The sequence below is a fragment of the Arthrobacter sp. U41 genome, assembly GCF_007679325.1.
In the GTDB taxonomy this organism is placed as follows: domain Bacteria; phylum Actinomycetota; class Actinomycetes; order Actinomycetales; family Micrococcaceae; genus Arthrobacter.
In genome coordinates this window covers 618,291-637,481 of record NZ_VEGI01000001.1, presented here as the reverse complement: position 1 = coordinate 637,481, position 19,191 = coordinate 618,291, and the positions used below count along the sequence as shown (strand labels likewise).

Annotated in this window: 15 protein-coding genes; 8 read left to right on the top strand and 7 right to left on the bottom strand. The window is 64.5% G+C overall.

Annotated elements, in window-relative coordinates; genetic code table 11:
• Positions 1-43: 43 nt before the first annotated feature.
• Positions 44-1,045, bottom strand: a complete 1,002-nt coding sequence (locus tag FS787_RS18050; RefSeq protein ID WP_222124038.1) for a hypothetical protein — start codon at positions 1,043-1,045, stop codon at positions 44-46.
• A 294-nt stretch (positions 1,046-1,339) separates the two neighbouring features.
• Between FS787_RS18050 and FS787_RS02970 the strand changes: the two genes are divergently transcribed.
• On the top strand, positions 1,340-3,556 hold the full coding sequence (locus FS787_RS02970) for a heparinase II/III family protein (RefSeq protein ID WP_144670828.1): 2,217 nt from the start codon (positions 1,340-1,342) through the stop codon (positions 3,554-3,556).
• On the opposite strand, the gene FS787_RS02965 is transcribed toward FS787_RS02970, so the two are convergent.
• From FS787_RS02965 to FS787_RS02955, 3 genes are all read right to left on the bottom strand, one after another.
• Positions 3,553-6,231: a heparinase II/III family protein gene (locus FS787_RS02965; protein WP_186329077.1), complete on the bottom strand. Its 2,679-nt coding sequence runs from the start codon at positions 6,229-6,231 to the stop codon at positions 3,553-3,555. The genes FS787_RS02970 and FS787_RS02965 overlap by 4 nt on opposite strands.
• A gap of 95 nt (positions 6,232-6,326) precedes the next feature.
• Positions 6,327-7,469, bottom strand: a complete 1,143-nt coding sequence (gene wecB / locus FS787_RS02960) for a non-hydrolyzing UDP-N-acetylglucosamine 2-epimerase (RefSeq protein ID WP_144670826.1) — start codon at positions 7,467-7,469, stop codon at positions 6,327-6,329.
• A gap of 135 nt (positions 7,470-7,604) precedes the next feature.
• Entirely contained in the window at positions 7,605-7,874 is a 270-nt protein-coding gene (locus FS787_RS02955) for a hypothetical protein (RefSeq protein WP_144670825.1), read from the bottom strand.
• Positions 7,875-8,184: 310 nt separating this feature from the next.
• On the opposite strand from FS787_RS02955, the gene FS787_RS02950 reads away from it, so the two are divergent.
• Both FS787_RS02950 and FS787_RS02945 read left to right on the top strand, forming a co-directional pair.
• The gene (locus FS787_RS02950; RefSeq protein ID WP_144670824.1) at positions 8,185-9,231 is read left to right on the top strand and encodes an LCP family protein; all 1,047 of its coding nucleotides are present in this window, start codon (positions 8,185-8,187) and stop codon (positions 9,229-9,231) included.
• A gap of 205 nt (positions 9,232-9,436) precedes the next feature.
• A complete protein-coding gene (locus FS787_RS02945) occupies positions 9,437-10,639 on the top strand; it encodes a glycosyltransferase family 4 protein (RefSeq protein WP_260982365.1) in 1,203 nt (400 codons plus the stop codon).
• Here the strand turns inward: FS787_RS02945 and FS787_RS02940 are convergent.
• Positions 10,630-11,262 (bottom strand): YdcF family protein, encoded by a 633-nt coding sequence (locus tag FS787_RS02940; RefSeq protein ID WP_144670822.1) that lies wholly within the window; start codon positions 11,260-11,262, stop codon positions 10,630-10,632. The two genes, FS787_RS02945 and FS787_RS02940, sit on opposite strands and share 10 nt — an antisense overlap.
• Before the next feature lie 208 nt (positions 11,263-11,470).
• On the opposite strand from FS787_RS02940, the gene thiL reads away from it, so the two are divergent.
• From thiL to rsmD, 4 genes are read left to right on the top strand one after another with little or no spacing between them, the layout of a single operon-like run.
• Complete coding sequence (thiL, locus tag FS787_RS02935; protein WP_144671887.1) at positions 11,471-12,481, top strand: thiamine-phosphate kinase; 1,011 nt, start codon at positions 11,471-11,473, stop codon at positions 12,479-12,481.
• Positions 12,482-12,503: 22 nt separating this feature from the next.
• Positions 12,504-13,523, top strand: a complete 1,020-nt coding sequence (locus tag FS787_RS02930; protein WP_144671889.1) for a DAK2 domain-containing protein — start codon at positions 12,504-12,506, stop codon at positions 13,521-13,523.
• On the top strand, positions 13,513-15,741 hold the full coding sequence (locus tag FS787_RS02925) for an ATP-dependent DNA helicase RecG (RefSeq protein ID WP_144670821.1): 2,229 nt from the start codon (positions 13,513-13,515) through the stop codon (positions 15,739-15,741). The genes FS787_RS02930 and FS787_RS02925 overlap by 11 nt, the downstream gene beginning before the upstream one ends.
• 42 nt (positions 15,742-15,783) lie before the next feature.
• Positions 15,784-16,422, top strand: coding sequence for a 16S rRNA (guanine(966)-N(2))-methyltransferase RsmD (gene rsmD / locus FS787_RS02920; protein WP_144670820.1), 639 nt, complete (start codon positions 15,784-15,786; stop codon positions 16,420-16,422).
• A gap of 93 nt (positions 16,423-16,515) precedes the next feature.
• Here the strand turns inward: rsmD and FS787_RS02915 are convergent, their stop codons facing one another.
• Positions 16,516-17,622, bottom strand: a complete 1,107-nt coding sequence (locus tag FS787_RS02915; RefSeq protein ID WP_144670819.1) for a calcium:proton antiporter — start codon at positions 17,620-17,622, stop codon at positions 16,516-16,518.
• 384 nt (positions 17,623-18,006) lie between these two features.
• Between FS787_RS02915 and FS787_RS02910 the strand changes: the two genes are divergently transcribed.
• Entirely contained in the window at positions 18,007-18,456 is a 450-nt protein-coding gene (locus FS787_RS02910) for a hypothetical protein (protein ID WP_144670818.1), read from the top strand.
• A 108-nt stretch (positions 18,457-18,564) separates the two neighbouring features.
• Here the strand turns inward: FS787_RS02910 and FS787_RS02905 are convergent, their stop codons facing one another.
• A complete protein-coding gene (locus tag FS787_RS02905; RefSeq protein ID WP_144670817.1) occupies positions 18,565-19,119 on the bottom strand; it encodes a phosphoribosyltransferase family protein in 555 nt (184 codons plus the stop codon).
• Positions 19,120-19,191: the final 72 nt, after the last annotated feature.

Genomic DNA, 19,191 nt, shown 5'->3' with positions numbered 1-19,191 from the left:
GCTGCCCCTGTCCCGCGCACGTGTAGGACAGGGGCAGGGGAGTTCACCGGCGGCTGGGGCGAGCCGTGTAGTCCGTGTACCGGGCGATGTCCCTGCTTATAATTCGAGCGGGAACACCCGCAACCACACAGTTGTCTGGAATTTCGTCCAGCACAACCGCATTGGCGCCCACAACCACATTGTTGCCGATTTTCCCCCCAAAGCATTTGGCCCCGGGGGCGATGAATACGTTGTTGCCGATGATCGGGGTACCGTTCCCTCGAACCCGTCCACCCAGGGTGACGTTCTGGGCGATAACGCAGTCCCGCCCAATTATAGAATCCGGGTGGATCACGGTTCCGATACCGCCGATCCCCAGCCGAGTCCCTTCACCAATCGTGGCCAGGTAGGGAACGCGGCAATTGAACTTATTGAAGATAAACGTCTGGATGCAATTAGCCCCCTCGGAAAAACCTTCGAGGTACGCTGACCGGGACAAGCGGTAGAGATCCATAACGCTAAACTTGTGGAGCTCTTTGGACAGAATATCGACAGCCCCATTGGCGAGCGTGAAGGTCATCAAATCCCCGTAGTCATGCTCATACGCCTCGTGACCAATAGCGAGGGCGCCGTGGGGTATCTCGTCCAACCCAACGACAGGTCGACCAAAAAATTCCTTGCCCAGGTACTCGCCGCTCGGGTCGACAAAACAGATGACGTTATTCTTGGCCGAAAAAACATGAGCGGCAAAACCTGCTGTGCGAGTCACGCCGAAGACGGCGAAATCCCTCTTGCCTTGGGGGCGTGGCGCATCACTGAATCCCGCAAAGCGAAAGCGCTCGGAAATGCCGGAATCGATAGCGCCGGAATCTGATTTGGCATACCACTTCACCCGGTACACCCCTGCCTTGTCGAGCGGGAAGGTGTGAGTGGGCTCAACACTGTAGGGCGTTCGTTCAATCACTTCGTCGTTCAAGTAAAGGTAGAAAGCATAAACCTTTGCATTCGGCTTTATTACCGCCCTCAGCTGAAAAAAGTTTTCGAGTTCAAGTTCGATATTCTGCATATTCTCGTTTTCGTTAAGTGGGGATGAAACCGTCTTGCCGCCCGCGCCAATCCTGCGCCAAAACTGCGTATAGCTGCCGCCCTGCGCGGACGCCCTAGAAATAGACTAGTTTGGCGCGGTACGACTGTCCTAGTCAGCGCGCGTGACTCAGTGGGGGCCGGCACGGCGGCCCCGTTCGTTCAGGGTGACCGTAACCGCAATGGAGAATTACCAGTGAAATCGCCGATAAAGTCCATCGTCTCTCTCGGCCCTGGCGGGACGTCGATAGCCCGTCTAAGGAGACTGTGTTGCTCCGTGGCGACAGGGACGACGCTAGCCCTACTGGCGGGCGCAGTAGTCGCCAGTCCCGCGTCGGCTGCGACGCTCAGCGAACAGCGGGCCGCCCTGCGCCAGATCACCTATGCTGCCGGTCAGGACTACGTCAACGCCCGTCCGTTTGTGGCAGAGCTTGCCAGAAGGAATGCGCTCACCGTCAAGAACGCCATAGCGTCAGGCACCGCTTCCCTCAAGGCAGCTGGCGATGAGCTGACCGCGGCGAAGACCCAGGAAGCAATGGACGCAGTCGCAACACGGATCCGCGACGAGGCCACTCGGGCGGCGACCGTTCGCAAGGTAGCCAAGCAGCTCACCATATTGGTTGATCTTCGGACGGCGCAGCAGGGCGTTGCCACCAAGGCCCTGAGCGACTTGTCGGCGGCCCGCATCACGCTCACTACCTATTCAGGATCGAAGGAAAGAACCAGCTCCTTCACCACGCAGCTGGCGGCTGACACCGCGGTACAGCTGGGAGTGATCGGGAAGGCTGTCCCTGCGCCGGATCTAAAATCCACGCTTTGGCTCTCGACGCTGCAACTGGGGTCAGGACCGATACCGGCCCTGCCTGGCTGGGTTGGATTCCCGGGCGGCTGCGCATTGCCTTCGGCCAGTTCCACTTTTACCCCTATTCTTCCCGTGGACGGTCCTGGCGTAGGCACTTCGAAGCAACTGGTAGCTAGTGCAAAGACCCGGCAGTCCGCCGATGCCGCGTTGGGCTCTGTGCACGCCCAAATGCTTCGATCAGCGACCGCAGAAGCGTCCCGGACCATGCCATTGGGCGAACTGCGTGATGCCTATGTTCCGCGCGTGGCGCGCCTGGGATATGGCTGGCTTTCCGGCTCCGACACCGCGTCCCGCAACGTCCTGATTTCGGAGGCTAAAGGAATACTCTCGGCTGGCCCCGAAGACATGGACACCTTGCAGTCGTCCCACTTGCTGCTGGCAGCATCGACAGCGACGAACTGGTCCAAATCAACCGGGATGGAGGAGACGGCCCTCGTACGATGGCTCGGGCCGCAGACATGCCTGTATGCCGACGGTGAAAACTTCGTCGACGCACCTACGAACATCGCCGCCATCCATAACGCGGCCAACTTTGTGGCGGCCTCAGTCTTTCTCAAGAAGTCTCCGGCACGCGCGGCTGCCCTCGCCAAAGAGTCCCTGACCTCCATCCAACCAGCCCTCGGGTTGATTACGACGGACGGTGGTACCCAGGAGGGCCCGGGCTATTGGACCTACCAAAGCCGGGCAATCTCGGTGCTGTACTCGACCTTGCCCAACGCCTACGTAACAGTCCCGGTCAAAATGCCCACGCTGGCCAAAGTTTCCGGCTATGCGATGAACAGCACGGACCCTGACAACCGGCCGACGCCCTTCGCCGATGCTAGTCCTGCGGAACTCAGCCCACTGATGCCGGCCTGGGACGCGCATGTTCGGAAAGACCCGGCCGTGGCCGCCTGGGTCGCAGACAAGTTCAAGCAGAAGCCCGATGCCTACCTCATGTGGTGGGGTTCGCCAGCTGGTGTGTTGCCCCCCAAAAAGTCCGCTGTCTATTCAAAGACGGGACTCGCTGCGCTCCATCTCCCGGCGAGCACCGCGACACTTAAAGGGGGCGTGAATAGCGCCAACCACGCCCATCTTGACCTAGGAACAGTCTCGTTCTTTCGCCGCGGTGTACAGTGGTCGGTCGACCCGGGCACCCCGGACGGCTCTGCGCCGGGGTATTATTCTGAGCCGACTAGGTGGACCTACTGGAAGCCAGGAACGTCTGCCCACTCGACGCTAATGGTCCAAGGGGTGAACCAGCCCACCGGCGCAAGTGCACGGGTCACGGCTCCCACCACTTCAAGCGCCGCGGTGGACCTTCGTCAAGCGTTCCCCGGCTCGTCTGCGGCAACCCGCTCCGTCACTCACGGATCTAGCGCGATGGTGGTCAAAGACGTTATTCGTTCGGATAAGCCCTTGGACCTCGTCTGGCAGTGGGTTACCGATGCCTCGGTGAGCTTGGGCTCGGACCGGGCAGTGCTCCGGCGCAGCGGGCAGACTCTGGTGCTCCGGTTTGCTGGCGCGCCGGCAGGGTCCTCCCTCACTGCGGTCCCTGCCCCGGAGACTGGACCGGACGGTCAGCCGCTGACTATCGTCAAGCTCTCGATGCCTCAGGTCAAGAGCTTGGCACTCACTACGTCGGCCTACTAGCTGCCCCCAGCGGGGGAATAGGGCGGGGTGAGCGTCACCCAGGGAGTAGTGAAACCGCGGACAGCGTCGTCATCGGAGTTCCGCAGGAATACCCTGGCCCGGTACCGGCCGGCGGGGATGCCCTTCCACAGTGCTTTGCCGTCGGCGGCGTAAGGTGTCCGGGCGACGGACTCAGCCCCACAGAACAGTCGGGTTGCCAACTCCCAGCCGACTGGTACCTGCACGTCAAGGCATAGTGTTTCCGGATCCTCGCTCGAACGCCCGAACGTGAAGGGGACAGCATCTTCGCCGGCCCCGGTGAGCTCCTGCTGGATATTCGCGGTCAGAAACTGACGGTACACCGCTCCAATTTCGGCGTGAGGGAGGCCAGGCAGAACTGTCAGTTCGATGTGCTTCTTTCGGGTTTCAGCGTATGACTTCAGGGGCAAAACATGGTTCTTGTAGTGGTGGTCGGCCTCGCCCACCAGGATCGACAACCGGGTCGTGTCGAGCATGTCGTCGATCGCATTGAAGACCACCGCATCGAGCGCAGTGACCGAGTCCTCGCTGGTGTCCCCCATGATGAAGCGCAGCATGTTTGGGTGCGGGGCTCGGAGGAATGAACCGACGTTAACCTGCGGTGCACCGACAATGATGCGTCCGGCTCCGGCTGCCGCGCCGTGCAGTATTGCAGCGCTCCCGCCTTTGGACGACCCAGCGGTGATGAGGTCCCTGGCAGTCAGGCCGAGGCGATTCAGCTCCTGCGCGATCAGCGCTTGAGTCGCGGAGAAGATGGACCGGTCGCGGTGGTCCGCCAAGTAGTAGGCTCCCTGGTCCCCGAAATCGTCAAGGATGTAGAGGGCGTGCACCCCGGATGCGTCGACGGATTTCTTGTAGTTGAAGGTGAAGTCGCCTGCCTGGTGGATTGCTGTGAAGACGACTGCGAGTTTGCCCTGGCCAGAGGCTGAGCTAGCCGGTACCGAGAGGTAATTCAACCCAACGCTTCCGCTGCTGCGCCGCCAGGCTGCCGATTTGTCGTTCAGTCCCCGGTCGAGATAACTGAAATCGGCCAACCGGATTCGGGTGTGGAGCTGGGCGCGGCTGCCTTGGAATGAGATTTTGACAACGGGGGCAGGCAACGCCTCCCCGAAGCGCGGAAAACGCCAGCCCAGAGGCTTCGGCCTCATCTCTCCCTTATGAAGCGAAACCTTAGTGGGAACGTCCGCATCAAACTGGAGATCCATGACTTTGCGACCAACATGGAACAGTTCGAAACCTTGCCCGTGGACCACCGCTTCAACGTCCGTGCCGAGATTCCAGAGCAGTTCGTAGCTGTGTTCCCCTGAACTTTCGATCGTGTCCGAGACGTCGATGTAGGGAAGTCCCTCCCGCTCCTGGATGTCAACAGTTCTGGAATGAGCTGTGTCCGTCAATCGCCGGGTGCGACCCGTGACTTTGTAGCCATCGGTGCGTATGTCATGAGCTTCAAGGGTGGTGAGGTGGGCCGACCCGTCGGTGCGCGGCAGGGAGACACCGTCCACAACAAGGCAGTTATGCGCATAGGACGAATACCCGTATTTGGTCAGCGGATCCTTGTAGTCGTACCCGTAAGCGCCCGCCTCCGACAACAGGTCGACGCCATCGCTGCGCAAGAACAAACTCAGGTCATCGGAGTGCTTGTGGTAGTTCGCGTTGTACGCCGCGCTGAAGTAAGCAAAGGAGGCTTTCGGATTTCCCCAAGAGCTGCGGTAGATGGCGTAGCCGGAGTCCGGCAGCACCAGCGTTCGCCGCTCGGGCTTGGAACCAATCTTTCCCGCGGAAGCGGCATAAGCGAATTCGGCACTGTCGAAAATATTCTGTCGCGCTGCGCGGGTTTCAACCTGCTGGGTCGTGTCGCTGATCGGCGGATACATCCCGTTTGGCATGACCGCATGCGTCGCGTATTCGGCCGCATTCCGGAGCAGCGACTCGTAGTAGTCGGCATGAGGGTGCCCTGTTTTGGACAGGATATCGAGCACTCCGTGGACATGCTTGGAAACCATGAGGTGATAGGTCGGCGTGTTTTCGATGTGCACACCGTCGGATGTGAACGATGAGGAAAAGTACGAGTGCAACCGTGTCGTGGCGGTGGCAAAGAAGTCCTCGCGCTCGTCGGGCGAGGCAAAGTCGCACATGACCGAAAAATACAGCAGTGCGATGTCCTGGAACATCCCGTGGTTATTGCCCGTAGCATGAAAATCTTCCGTCGCGAGCAGGCGTGCAGTATCCATGGCCAGCTCGGCCAGCCAGTTGTAGTCGTGCTGGGGGACGAAGTCCTTCAGCCGAGGGAGCAGGCAGACCAATTGGATGAGCCGCTGCGCCGTGGTTTCGTCATGGTGAGACACTTCAGGCATCTGTGTGCCATCACCGTAGTCCGCCGCCCAGCTGCGGGCCACGTGGAGCGCGAATGCCGCGTACTCGGGGGCCGCGGCCGGATCGCTGAGCACTGTCCCATGCCAGTCAGAGAAGAACAAAAAGCCGTGGACAAATCGCGCTTGCGATCGTTTGGTTGCGTCGCCCCAAATTTCGCCGTCATTGAAGGCTAGATTTCCGAATCTCGCGCTGACAATTTCGCCGTCTCTGAAGAATGTTTCCGCACGCAACCGGGCGGAATCATCTGCGGCCTGGGGGAGTTGCCGCGCGACGGCTTCCCTCATGAGGTTAAAATTTGTCGGCACCAAGAGTACTCCAGTCCTTAAAGCGGGTCCATCGTTGTGAAGCATGGCGAATTAATCGCCGCGCCTCTCGTGCCTCACAGCCCGAAGTCGTCGATTCGGTCACCGATATTCAGCAGCTGCGCCAACGCGGCGATGGTCCGTTCGGAAGCTCTTCCGTCGCCATAAGGATTTACCGCGTTGGCCATCGAATCGAAGTGGTCCTGATCGTGCAGCAGCCGGTCGACTTCTTTGAAAATGCGCTCTTCGTCGGTACCGATAAGGGTGACAGTTCCGGCGTCGACGGCCTCGGGACGTTCGGTATTGTCCCGCATCACCAGGACAGGTTTTCCGAGGCTCGGCGCCTCTTCCTGCACTCCGCCGGAGTCTGTGAGCACGATGTGCGCGAGCGAGAGCATACGCGTGAATTCGCCATAAGCCAGGGGTTCGGTGACGATAACGTTCGGCTTGCCTTCCAGGGCCGGGAGCACCGCTTCGCGGACAACGGGATTCTTGTGAGCCGGCAAGACAATCACCATGTCAGGTTCAGCGTCCGCGATTCGTGCCAGCGCACGACCGACTCCGCGCATGGCATCGCCCTGGTTCTCCCGGCGGTGGGTGGTCACCAGCAGGATCTTCCGACCGCTGCGTGCGAGGTCCTCGAGTTGCGGGTCCGTGAACGGGATCTGCTTGCCTACCGTCGTCAGCAGGGCGTCGATAACCGAGTTGCCAGTGACTACGACGTCGCTGGAGTTGATGCCTTCCGCGAGCAGGTTGGCCCGGCTGATACTGGTGGGAGCAAGGTGGAGGCTGGCAATCTGGCTGGTGATCTTGCGATTCGCTTCTTCCGGGAACGGAGAGAAGAGGTCCCCGCTCCGGAGCCCCGCTTCGACGTGCACAACGGGAATACCGTGGTAGAAAGCAGCGATGGCTCCGGCGGTCGACGTCGTGGTGTCGCCCTGCACAATCACGGCGTCTGGTTTCTTCTCGGCGAAGAGTTTGTCCAGCCCGTCAATCGTCCGGGTCATGATGGCCGAGAGTGACTGCCGCTGCTGCAGGATGTTCAGATCGTGGTCCGGCACGATGCCGAAGAGCTCATTGACCTGATCCAGCATCTCGCGGTGCTGGCCGGTGACGGTCACGACGCAGTCAAAGAGTTCAGACTCGTGCAGTGCGGCAACGATCGGGGCCATCTTAATGGCCTCGGGCCGGGTGCCGAAGATCGGCATGATGCTGGGCATGGGTGTTCCCCCGGAGATTTGTGGACGACGTCGGCAATGATGCTACGGGAACTGACAATGAATCGCTGAATCGATGCCCGCGATATCACGCCATTAGAGCGACGGTCACGGCAAGCACGGCGCCCCGAAAGCGTTTCAGCCCGCGAGAATTAGGGCGATCACGAGCGCCAAAATGCTGACCGAGACAATGATCACGGCCAATAGCGCGACGGCCCGTTTACGACCATATGCCTGGACCCGGGCCGAGACGATTCCATTTTGCCGTTTTGCCACGTGTGCTGACTCCAACGGCAGGGGGTCCGCGCCTGGAACCAGCAAGGTGTCCGGGACTTCTGAGTGAAGAATTCGCTTTCGCAGATGGCGCGGAGCCGCGACCAACGGGGAAGCGCCTTTGGGTTCTTTCACCGTGTGCTCCTCCTCTGCTGATCGGGCTACGTCGGTGGTACCGGACTCGGCGTGGCTGTCGAAACGTCAACCGCGTCCGCATCAATTCTTACATTCCGCCGCGCGGATCCGCGCATTCAGCCAGCAGCGCGGCATCAATCGAGCCACCTGCCTGAAGTCAGACTGCCGCGGCAGCTCAGCCGGGCGGAAGCGCCTGCTTCTCCAGAGCCCTGCCGCTGTTCAAGCAGCCTCGATCCGGTCCGCATAGGCCGCCGTGACATACTGGGCCGAGCAATTTTTGTCCTCTGCTGGAAACGTTGGGAAGCATCACATGGTCTTTGTCGCCGAGAATCAGGCTCCTCTCGAGGAGCCGCAGCGGCCCCGGACGAAGAAGAAAAGAACCGCTCGGAACGTGCTCCTCGGCGTCGTGGCGTTCTTTCTGGTCGTAGCGGTCGGTGCCGGGGTTTACGCCTTCAACTTGGCCAGCAGCTTCAACGCCAAGTCCCAGAAAATCGAACAGGCGTTCCCGGACGACGCCGGCCGGCCCGCGAAGGTCCAGGAAGGCGCCACCAACCTCCTGCTCCTGGGCAGCGACAGCCGGGCCGCGGCATTGGGATCAGCCGAAGCCGGCGACTCCTCGGACCAGCGCTCGGACACCATGATGTGGGTCCACATTCCCGCGGACCGCAAGAACATCTACATGATGTCCATCATGCGCGACACGTGGGTGGAGATTCCCGGCCAGGGCGAGGCCAAGATGAACTCCGCCATGGCCCTGGGTGGCATCCCGCTGGTGGTGCAGACCCTGGAGGGGATGTTCGACACCCGTCTGGACCACGTGGCTGTCATCGACTTCGAAGGCTTCAAGGCGATGACCGATGCGCTGGGCGGGGTCAACGTCAACGTGCCGATGGCGTTCAACACCAACGATTTCTCCTTCGCCGAGGGCAAGCAGCAGCTGACCGGCGAACAGGCGCTGGCGTTCGTCCGCGAACGCAAGGCGTTCAGCGACGGCGACTACCAGCGCGTCAAGAACCAGCAGGTCTTCCTGAAGGCCCTGATGACCAAGTTCCTCACGGCAGAGACACTGACCAATCCCGGGAAAATCAGCAGCCTGGTGGACAACGTCTCGCCGTACATCAGCACCGACGAGTCGCTTGACGCCGCGGCCGCCGGTGGCCTGGCCCTCGGGCTCCGCGACGTCCGGGGCTCCGACGTGGTCAGTTTCACGCTGCCGACGCTGGGCATTGGCACCTCGGCCGACGGCCAGTCGATTGTCCTGCGCGACGACGCCGCGATTGACGGCATCAGCAAGGCCCTGGCCGACGATTCGTTCGGTTCCTACGTGCAGGACGCGGGGCTCACCAAAACGCCCTAAGCCGGACACGATGCGGAACTGCGGCCCGCAATCCCGCGTGCGGCGGCGGCACCTGAACGAACAGGTATGATTACGCGTTGGCACTGCTGTCTCCTGGCAGTGCCCACGCAAGGGTTCGATGACGAACACCACACCGTACCGAACTGCACTTGCTTTGGGGGAGCTGTTGAAAACATCACATGGGGCGTTCCCCCGAGCCGCGCGCGTGACCCTGCTGGCACACTCCTACTGGCCCGAGAACAGCCCGCCCCAACGCCGGTGGACGGCCCTGCTGCGGGAGTTCTGCGCCTACGGCTGGGAATTCGACGTCGTTACCCCGGTGGCGCACTTCCCCGTGGGCAAGCGTGAGCTGCCCGCCGATCTGGCAGGACGCGCCTTCCGGCGGCAAAAAGGCCAGTTCACCGAGCTGATCCGGCGGGTGCCGTACCTGCCGCACGGCAACTCGCACCTGGCCAGATTGCTGGACCAGTGCTTCTCCGCCGCCATGTCCGTACCCCTGGGCCTCCTGACGCGGCGGCCGGACGTGGTGATCGCCACGGCCCCCAGCCTGCCGATCCTCGCCGCGGGGTACCTGCTGGCCCGGCTCCGGGGCGTTCCCCTGATCGTGGAAATGCGCGACGCCTGGCCGGACCTGGCCCGGGACTCCCGCATGGTGCGCGGGCGAGTCAAGAGCGTCGTCGAAATGGCGGTGGAGTTCGTCCAGAAACGTGCCGACCTGGTGGTCACGGTGACGGAGGGTTTCGCCGAGACTCTGCGGCAGCGCGGGCTGAAAAACGTCAAGACCGTGAGCAACGGCCTCCACGTTGACACCATTCCCGCACTGGGATCCCCGGAGCCGGAGCGGGATGTCTTCGAGGCGCTCTACCTTGGCAACCACGGCGAAAGCCAGCGGCTCGACGTCGTCATCCGGGCAAGCGCCCTGGTGGGCGATGCCATGCACCTGCATCTGGTGGGCCACGGTACCCAGAGCCCTGCCCTGGAAAAACTGGCCGCCGAACTCGGTGCCCCGGTCACGTTCCATCCGTCGCTGCACGGCCAGGACGTTATGGACCGCTATGCCTCGGCGGACACCTGCATTGTCTCGCTGCGGGATGACTGGAAGTCGTTCGAGACCACCGTGCCGTCCAAGACCTACGAGGTCCTGGCCCTTGGCCGCCACGTCACCGCAATTGTCAAAGGTGAGGCCGCACGCATTATCGAGGATGCGGATGCCGGCGACATTGTGCCCAGCATCCCGGAGGACGTGGCCGCCCTGTGGCGCGAGCTGGCCGCGGACCGCTCACGGCTGGTCCGGTCCGATGCCAGCCGCCAGTGGGTCAAGGAGCATGCCGACTACACCCAGCTGGCGGAAAAGTACATGGACCTCATCTCAGAGCTCCTGGGCAAAGAACCTGCCGCTCACCGGTAATCCGGATCTTCCCCGACGGCGCCGGTCACGTTCTGGCCCGTCTGACTTTTCTGATCCGCGCATTCCGGCCGCAGGGACACATCCAGCAGGCCGCCGGTCTCAATGACGAACCGCCGCAGCCACTGCCCCGCACTCAGCTGGGGGTGGGAGTTCACCATCTGTACGTCCGCCGTCGTGCATTGCTCCATCAGGCGCTCCGCCCGGGAAAGGTGGTAGCTGGACGTCACCACCGTGATGGACTTCCAGCCGTTCGCCTCAGCGATTTTGCCGATGGCCCGTGCCTCGCCGCGCGTGTCGTACTCATCGGGCTGGAAGCACAGGAGCCGGACACTGGGAAAGGCGGCCGAGTTGCAGGCGGTGTCGGCCGCCACGTTGCCAGGCGTGTCCGTGTGGGACAGGACCAGGACGGGGATGTTGTAGTCACGCTGCACCTGCTGCGCCACCGGAAGCCGTTCAGACGCCGCGCCGCCCAGCATGATCACGGCGTCGGTCCGGTGCACGGTCAGGGGATCCACGTTCACAAAGACTTGAACGGCCAGCACCAGCCACACCAGGGCGGCCCCGGAAATCCAGCCGACTATCCGAGCCGCCGGGGGGCTCAGGGTTGGCAGCGGCAGGGGCATGAGTAAGAGTCTCGCACGCGGCCCGTGCCGCCGCGAAAACGGTTGCCGCACTTGCCCGACGGCGGCCGCTTTCCGTACCGTAGGGGACGCCGGCGTCGGACCGTCGCGGTAGCGTAGGGCTGTGCCTGAACGACTGAACGAACCGCCACAGAATGCCTTACCGCTGACCGACTCACCCCTCGCCGCCCCGCCGCAGACCTCGCCGCCCCTGACCGTCGCTGAGCTCTCCGAGTCCCAGCTCCTGGAACGGATCTTCCCGCGCCTGCACTACGGCCAGGAACACAGCCGGTCGCTGATCCTGGGGCCGGGGGACGACGCCGCGATCGTGGCCGCCCCGGACGGCCGGGCGGTCTTCAGCATCGACACGCAGGTGGCGGACCAGGACTTCCGGCTCGAGTGGAACAACGGTTACCGGACCACCGGCTATGACGTCGGCTGGAAAGCCGCCGCGCAGAACCTCAGCGACATCAACGCCATGGGCGCCCGCGCCACCTCCCTCGTGGTCAGCCTCACCATGCCCCCGGAAACCCGGGTGGCCTGGGTGGAGGACTTCGCCGACGGGCTCTCGGCGGCCATCCGCGAGCTGGGCGCCCCGGACTGCGCCGTGGCCGGCGGCGACCTCGGCCGGGGCCGTGAACTGGCCGTGAGCGTGGCGATCCTCGGCACCCTCGATGGCCGGGCGGCGGTGCGGCGCTCCGGCGCCCGCCCGGGGGACACCCTGGCGCTGGCCGGCACCGTGGGGCGCGCCGCGGCGGGCCTCGCGCTGCTGGAATCGGACACTCCCGTCGAGGCCCTGAGCCGGGCGCAGCGCGGGCTGCTGGACACCCAGTGCCGGCCCCTGCCCCCGCTCGCGGCCGGCCCGCTGGCCCGGGACTCCGGGGCGACGGCCCTGATGGACATTTCCGACGGGCTGGTCCGCGACGGCCAGCGGATGGCGTCGGCCAGCCGTGCCGTCCTCAACCTGGACCCGGCAGTATTAAAGGAGCTGGCGGTTCCGCTCCTGCCGGCCGCGGAGCTGCTGGGCACGGATCCCATGGCCTGGGTCCTGGGCGGCGGGGAGGACCACGGACTGCTCGCCGCATTTCCCGCGGACGTTCAGCTGCCTCACGGTTTCACTGCGATAGGCTCGGTAGAAGCCCCTGCATCAACGGACAGCACGGGCGTCAAGATAGCGGGAAGGCCCGCTGACACTGTGGGATGGGATCACTTTGCAGACTAAAATTACCGCCAACGCGCAAGCGATGAAGCGGTGGTTGAGCAAGGCAGAAACAACGCTTGGAAACCACAGCGACCGCCTGAACGCCATCAACATCTTTCCCGTGGCCGACGGCGACACCGGCACCAACCTGTACGTGACGGTGCGCGCGGCCGCCCGGGCCCTCCAGAGCCTCGATACCTCCGCGTTGCCGCAGATTACTGCCGACTCGACAGTGCACTCATTCGGCCCGCCGGATCCGGCCCTGAACGACGTCGGTGCTGTCCTGGCCCAGGCCGGTGAGGCCGCCATGGAGCAGGCCCGCGGCAACTCCGGCACCCTGTTCGCCGTATTCCTCGGTGCCGCGGCCGAGCCCCTCGCCGGCCACCACCGGTTGACGGCGTCGCTGCTGGCCGCTGCCCTGAACCGCGCCCAGATCCGGGCCTGGTCGGCACTGAGCGATCCGGTCCCCGGCACCATGCTTTCGGTGATGGAGGCCTGTGCCCGTGCCGCCGCCGCCGTGGATTCCGCGCACGACGGCGACGACAGCAACCACACGCTGGGCCTGGCACTCGATGCCACGGTGAACGCCGCCGTCGCCGCCGTGGTCCGCACCGAAGACCAGCTGGAGGCGCTGCACGCCGCGCACGTGGTGGACGCCGGCGGCGTCGGGATGCTGCTGATCCTCGACTGCCTGCGCTCCGCCGTCCTGGGCGAGGAACTCCAGGACCAGCTCCTGGACGGCCTGCACGGCTACGACGTCCAGGACCCGCACATCCACGCCGCCATGCCGCGGGACGAGGGCGTGGAAGTAATGTGCACCATCACGCTGTCACCGCTCGACGCCGCCATGATGCGCCAGCGGCTCGACGAAATGGGCGACTCGGTCATCATGAGCCAGGTGGGCGGGGCGCCCGACGCGTCCGGCGCGTACCGCTGGCGTGTCCACGTCCACGTGCCGGAGGCCGGGCCCGCAGTGACCCTTATCCGTTCCCTCGGCGAGCCCTCGGACATCAGCGTGAGTGAGCTTGCCGCGCCGCAGACCCCGGACGGACATGGACTCTGACCTGAACCTCGGCCTGGAACGCCGGATCGGCAAGCGTTCCGCGGCCGTCATTGAAAAGCACCTGGGCATCACCACGGTGGGCGGGCTGCTGAACTACTTCCCCCGCCGGTACCTGAACCGCGGCGAACTCACCCCCATCAGCGAGGTCCCGCTGGACGAGGAAGTCACCCTGATCGCCCGGGTGGTCTCCAGCAGCACCCGGGCCATGCGCGCCCGCCGCGGTTCGCTGACCGACGTCGTGATTTCCGACGACGCCGGGACCGGGCTTCCCGGCACCCTGAAGGTGAGCTTCTTCAACGGTTTCCGGGCCAAGGCCGAGCTGCAGCCGGGCCGCCGCGCCATGTTTTCCGGAAAGGTCACCCGCTACGGCGGCTCCCTGGGGCTGACCAACCCCGACTTCCTGCTGCTGGACGAGGACCCGGACACCCCGGGCATGGACCCGGAGAAGCTCGCCGCCATGCCCATCCCGGTGTATCCGGCCACCGCCAAGCTGACCAGCTGGTCCATCCAGAAGGTCATCGCCACGCTGCTGGACACCGTGGAGCTGGAGGTCCTGCCGGACCCGCTGCCGGCGGAGATCGCGGCCCGGGAGAAGTTCCTGCCGGTCGCGGACGCCTACCGGCTCATCCACGCCCCGCAGACCGCTCCGGACTGGCAGCGCGCCCGGGACCGGTTCCGCTACCAGGAAGCCCTGGTGCTCCAGTCGGCCCTCGCCCGGCGCCGCGCCCAGCTCGCCGCCGAGGAGGCCACAGCCCGCCGGCCCGCCGCGGACGGTCTGCTGACCGCGTTCGACCGGCAGTTGCCCTTCACCCTGACCGCCGGCCAGGCCGCCGTCGGCAAGACCCTCGCCGCGGAGCTCGCGCAGGACTCGCCGATGAACCGCCTGCTTCAAGGTGAAGTCGGCTCGGGCAAGACCATTGTGGCGCTGCGCGCCATGCTGCAGGTGGTGGACGCCGGGGGACAGGCCGCGCTACTGGCCCCCACCGAGGTCCTCGCCGCGCAGCACTTCGAGTCGATCCGCCGCACGCTGGGGCCGCTGTCCCGGGACGGACTCCTCGGTGGCTTCGGCCCCGACGCCGTCCAGGTCACGCTGCTCACCGGCTCCATGCCCACCGCGGCCCGGAAACAGGCCATGCTGGATGCCGCGTCGGGAACCGCCGGGATCGTGATCGGCACCCACGCCCTGCTCAGCGACAACGTCTCCTTCTACGACCTCGGCCTGATCGTGGTGGACGAACAGCACCGCTTCGGCGTCGAACAGCGCGATGTGCTCCGGTCCAAGGCCAGCAAACCACCGCACCTGCTGGTGATGACCGCCACCCCCATTCCCCGGACCGTGGCCATGACCGTGTTCGGCGACCTGGAGACCTCCATCCTGGACGAGCTCCCGGCCGGCCGCGCCCCCATCACCACCCACGTGGTGGGGCTGGCCGAGCACCCCGCCTGGCTCGGCCGGCTCTGGAGCCGATCCCGTGAGGAGATCGACGCCGGCCACCAGGTCTACATCGTCTGTCCCAAGATCGGCACCGACGACGACGGCGACTTCAGTCCCGGCGAAGCCGAACCCTCCGCCGCGGACCTCGAGGGGGAGAACGGGGCGCGCGAACTGGCGTCGGTGACCGCCGTCGTCGAACAGCTCCGGGACGAACCGGCGCTGGCCGGCGTGCCCGTGGCGCCGCTGCACGGGCGGCAGGACCCCGTCCTGAAGTCCGAGACCATGACCTCGTTCACGGCCAACCAGACCAAGGTCCTGGTCTCCACCACGGTGATCGAGGTGGGCGTGGACGTGCACAACGCCACCCTGATGGTGATCCTGGACGCGGACCGCTTCGGCATCTCGCAGCTCCACCAGCTCCGCGGCCGGGTGGGCCGCGGCGGCCTGCCCGGCACGTGTCTGCTGGTGACCACGCTGGAGCAGGGTCACCCGAGCCGCCGCCGGCTCGAGGCAGTGGCGGCCACCACCGACGGGTTCGAGCTCTCCCAGGAGGACCTCAAACTGCGCCGGGAAGGCGACATCCTGGGGGCCTCCCAGTCCGGCGGCCGGTCCACCCTGAAGCTGCTGCGGGTCCTGGAACACGAGGATGTGATCGCCCGGGCACGGCAGGACGCCTGGCAGATCGTCGGCGCGGACCCGTCCCTGGGCGCCCACCCTGTCCTCGCCGGGGCGATCGACGAATACCTCAATCCGGAAAAGGAGGCGTTCCTTGAACGCGGCTAACAGAATCCAGGCATCCGTGCATGTGTGCCAGGGGGCACGGCCATGAGCCGCATCATTGCCGGCGCCGCGGGCGGAACCACCCTGGTCAGCGTCCCCGGATCGCTGACCCGCCCCACCACGGACCGGGTCAAGGAAGCGCTGTTCTCCCGGCTGGACGCCTTCGAGGTCATCGCGGACGCCCGCGTGCTGGACCTCTACGCCGGCTCCGGGTCGCTGGGTGTGGAAAGTGCCAGTCGCGGCGCGCAGTCCGTAGACCTGGTGGAATCCGACGGAAAGGCCAGCGAGGTCTGCCAGCGCAACGCGGACCTGGTGAACACGGTCGCGGGGCGCAAGGTGGTCTCCGTGCACCGGTCCAAGGTGGAATCGTTCCTGGAGCGGACCCAAGACGCTGTCCGCTGGGACCTCGTCTTCCTCGATCCGCCCTACCCCCTCGACGAGCCCGCGCTGGCCGGGGTGCTGGCAAAGCTGCTTCCGCACCTGGCCGAGGGCGCCGTCGTTGTTGTGGAGCGCTCGTCCCGGGCCCCGGAACCGTCCTGGCCGGAGGGCATGGAGCGGTTCGCGGAACGGAAGTACGGGGAGACGAAACTCTGGTTCGCCGAACCCGGCGTGGAGGAAGGGCCGGAAGGTGACCTGGTGGCCGACGAGGGCCTCGACGCCGGAGCAGCGGGCAACACTGACTAGTCGACGGGCGTCCCCACCGGTCACCCTGGAGAACGCGCGCTACTTAACACGGCCAGTTAGACACGGCCGGGGCGAAGACCCTCGCCGCGGGGTTTAGGAGAACACCGCGATGCCGTAGACCGCGAAGACCACGAGGTGGGCTGCGCCATGCACGGCGGTGACCTTCTTGGAGGCAAGCGTTGTCACCGAGAGCATCACAGTGACGCCGAGGAACAACAGGTTGGCCGGGGACTCGCCCAATACGACGGCCTGGCCGGTGAAGGCGCCGATGATGAGTACGGCGGGAATCGTCAGGCCGACCGTGGAAACCAGGGCGCCATGGCATAGATTGCTGACCCGCTGAATCTCACCCTGCAGGGCTGCGCGTACTGAAGTGATGGACTCGGGCAGGAAGACAATCATGGCGATCAGGATGCCGGAGAGGGCCACCGGCGCGCCGACGCGGTCAAGCCCATCGTCCAGGAGCGTGGCCATGTCATGCGAGAGCAGCACGATGGGCAAGACGGTCACGATGAGCAGTGTGATCCGCAGCAATATCTCGGGGCGGTGCTCTGCGATGACCTGGGTGACACTTCGGCGGCTCTGAACGCCGGCGTCGCTGCCGCGCGTCACTGGATCGGCGGCGAAGCGTCGATCGACTTCGCGGAAGTCGTCGGCCTGCCGGCCCAGCTGCCGGTACAGGAAGAAGGCATACAGGGCGAGCGTCAGCACGATGATGGGGATCGCCTGCCGGGGTGTGTAGGAGCCCTCACGCCCGATGAGGGCCGGCAGGGCGAAGGCCAGCGAGACGAGCACGACTATCAGGGCGAGATACGAGGAAGTGCCGGTGCGGTTGTGGCCCAGGTTGCCGTGCTTGATCGCCCCGACGAGGACAGAGAGCCCGATCACCGCGTTGAGGATGATCATTGATACGGCCATCACGGAGTCCCGTGCGATGGTGGTGTGCTCGCCAGGTCCCAGCATGACGGCGGAAATGAGCACCACCTCGATCAGCACAATCGACAGTGTGAGGACCAGGGAGCCGTAGGGATCGCCAAGCCGGTGGGCGAGATGTTCAGCCTCAAGGACCACCCCGAAGGCGCAGACCAGAACGACTCCGACGATGAGCGCGAGTGCGGCAATCAGCAGTGGGGTGGGGACTGGTGGTTCAAGCAGGGGTGCGGCAAACACCAATCCCAGAACGGCGGCCCAGCCAACCATGCCGCGCACTATGGCGGCGGGCGTGATAACGGATCGTGCAGTAGAGGAAACCACGGGTTGACCCCCATCCCACGAGGCCGTCCCCGTGCCGATCGAAACGAGCGGGCTGATCCGTCCGCAGCGCTGGTGTCACACTCTGTCGCTCATGCTACTGCAGGGCAACCAAGGCACCTGGCTGGTGCTTCGGCCGAGGCAATCAACTGGTCGATCACACGTATTCGAGCAGGAGGTCGTCGGGGTAGGTGTCATCGAGGGTCGGTGGCCAGTCCGGTTCGCCCGTTTCTGAAGCGGGTAGTGGGTGCGCGGCCGTGAATTGGTACCACTCCGGGAAGGGGTCCTGTGGCAATGCCAGCTCTTGAGTCCGGCCCGTGCAAGAATCACTGCGTGGAAGCCCCTGAACCCGAGATCGTGGACTGGCCCTCGCTCCTGTCCGCGCTGTTTATCGATTCGCTCCTAGTCTGGGGGCCGGCGGTTGCGGTGTTCCTTTCGGCGCCAGAACGCACCATCCCGATTGCCCTTGCCATGGTGCTTGCGGCATTGGTAGTCAACTGTGCGCTCTACACCCGTGGAACCACGCTGGGCACCTATCTTGCCGGCTTCCGGCTGCGGACCTGGCACGGGCAGCCACCAGGCCCGGCCCATGGGTTACTCCTTACACTTCTGAGCTTCCTGCCCGTACTGGCGATTGGGTTTCTGCTGGCCGCCAGCTTCACTCCGGGCAACAACGCTTCAGCCCCCTTGGGAAGGCCGGAGGGCTATCCCCTCATCGGAGAGCGAATCCAACGTCGGCGATTCCTACAAGCTGCGGATAAAGTACTGGGAGCGCTGGTCTGACTAGTGTCCTCGGTGCATCCGACGGATAGACGATCAAAAGGCTGTCCTGCTTATCCCTTAGAACCTGCTGCCGGGTACTCTCTGGCCGCAGCTATCGTTCGATGCGCCTTAGAGGTCGCGGATATGGAAAACAGACTTGAGGTTCAGCTGACGCCGCGGCTGGTTCTCCTTGAGGTTGTCGATTAGGACCGAGGCTCCGATCCAGGTCGCACCCATTTCTCCGACGAGTCTTTGCAGTGCCAGGAGCTGGCCGCCGGTGTCAATCAGATCATCAACGGCGAGGACCCGGTCGCCGGAGCGGATGAGGCCTTTGGGCAGCCCCAGCTCAAGGTGGCGGTCTTTGTAATCGGGTGGGCTGGTGACTGTGATCCAAGGGTCGCTGTCAAAGGACGGGGCAGCGTCTTTAGGTATTGGGCAAAAACCGACGCCCAGGCTGGCGGCGGCAAGGACCCCGGTCAGGTATCCGCTGGCGGATGGGCCAATGACAACCGTGGGGGCGGCCGCGCGAAAAGGCTCGGCGAGAAGGTTCCCTATGCCAGCTATGACGTCCGGCTCCCGCCACCATGTGAACAGATTGAAGTATCTGCTGCCGGTTTCGGGACTGGTCTTCCATTCAAAAATCTCTGCCATACGGTGGCGGACGTCTCCAGGGGTGGCAAGCATGAGCTGAATCCTAGTTCAGCACTCCAGAGATACCGGTTCGGCGGGCCCGGTAGCTGGCTCCGGACATGGGAA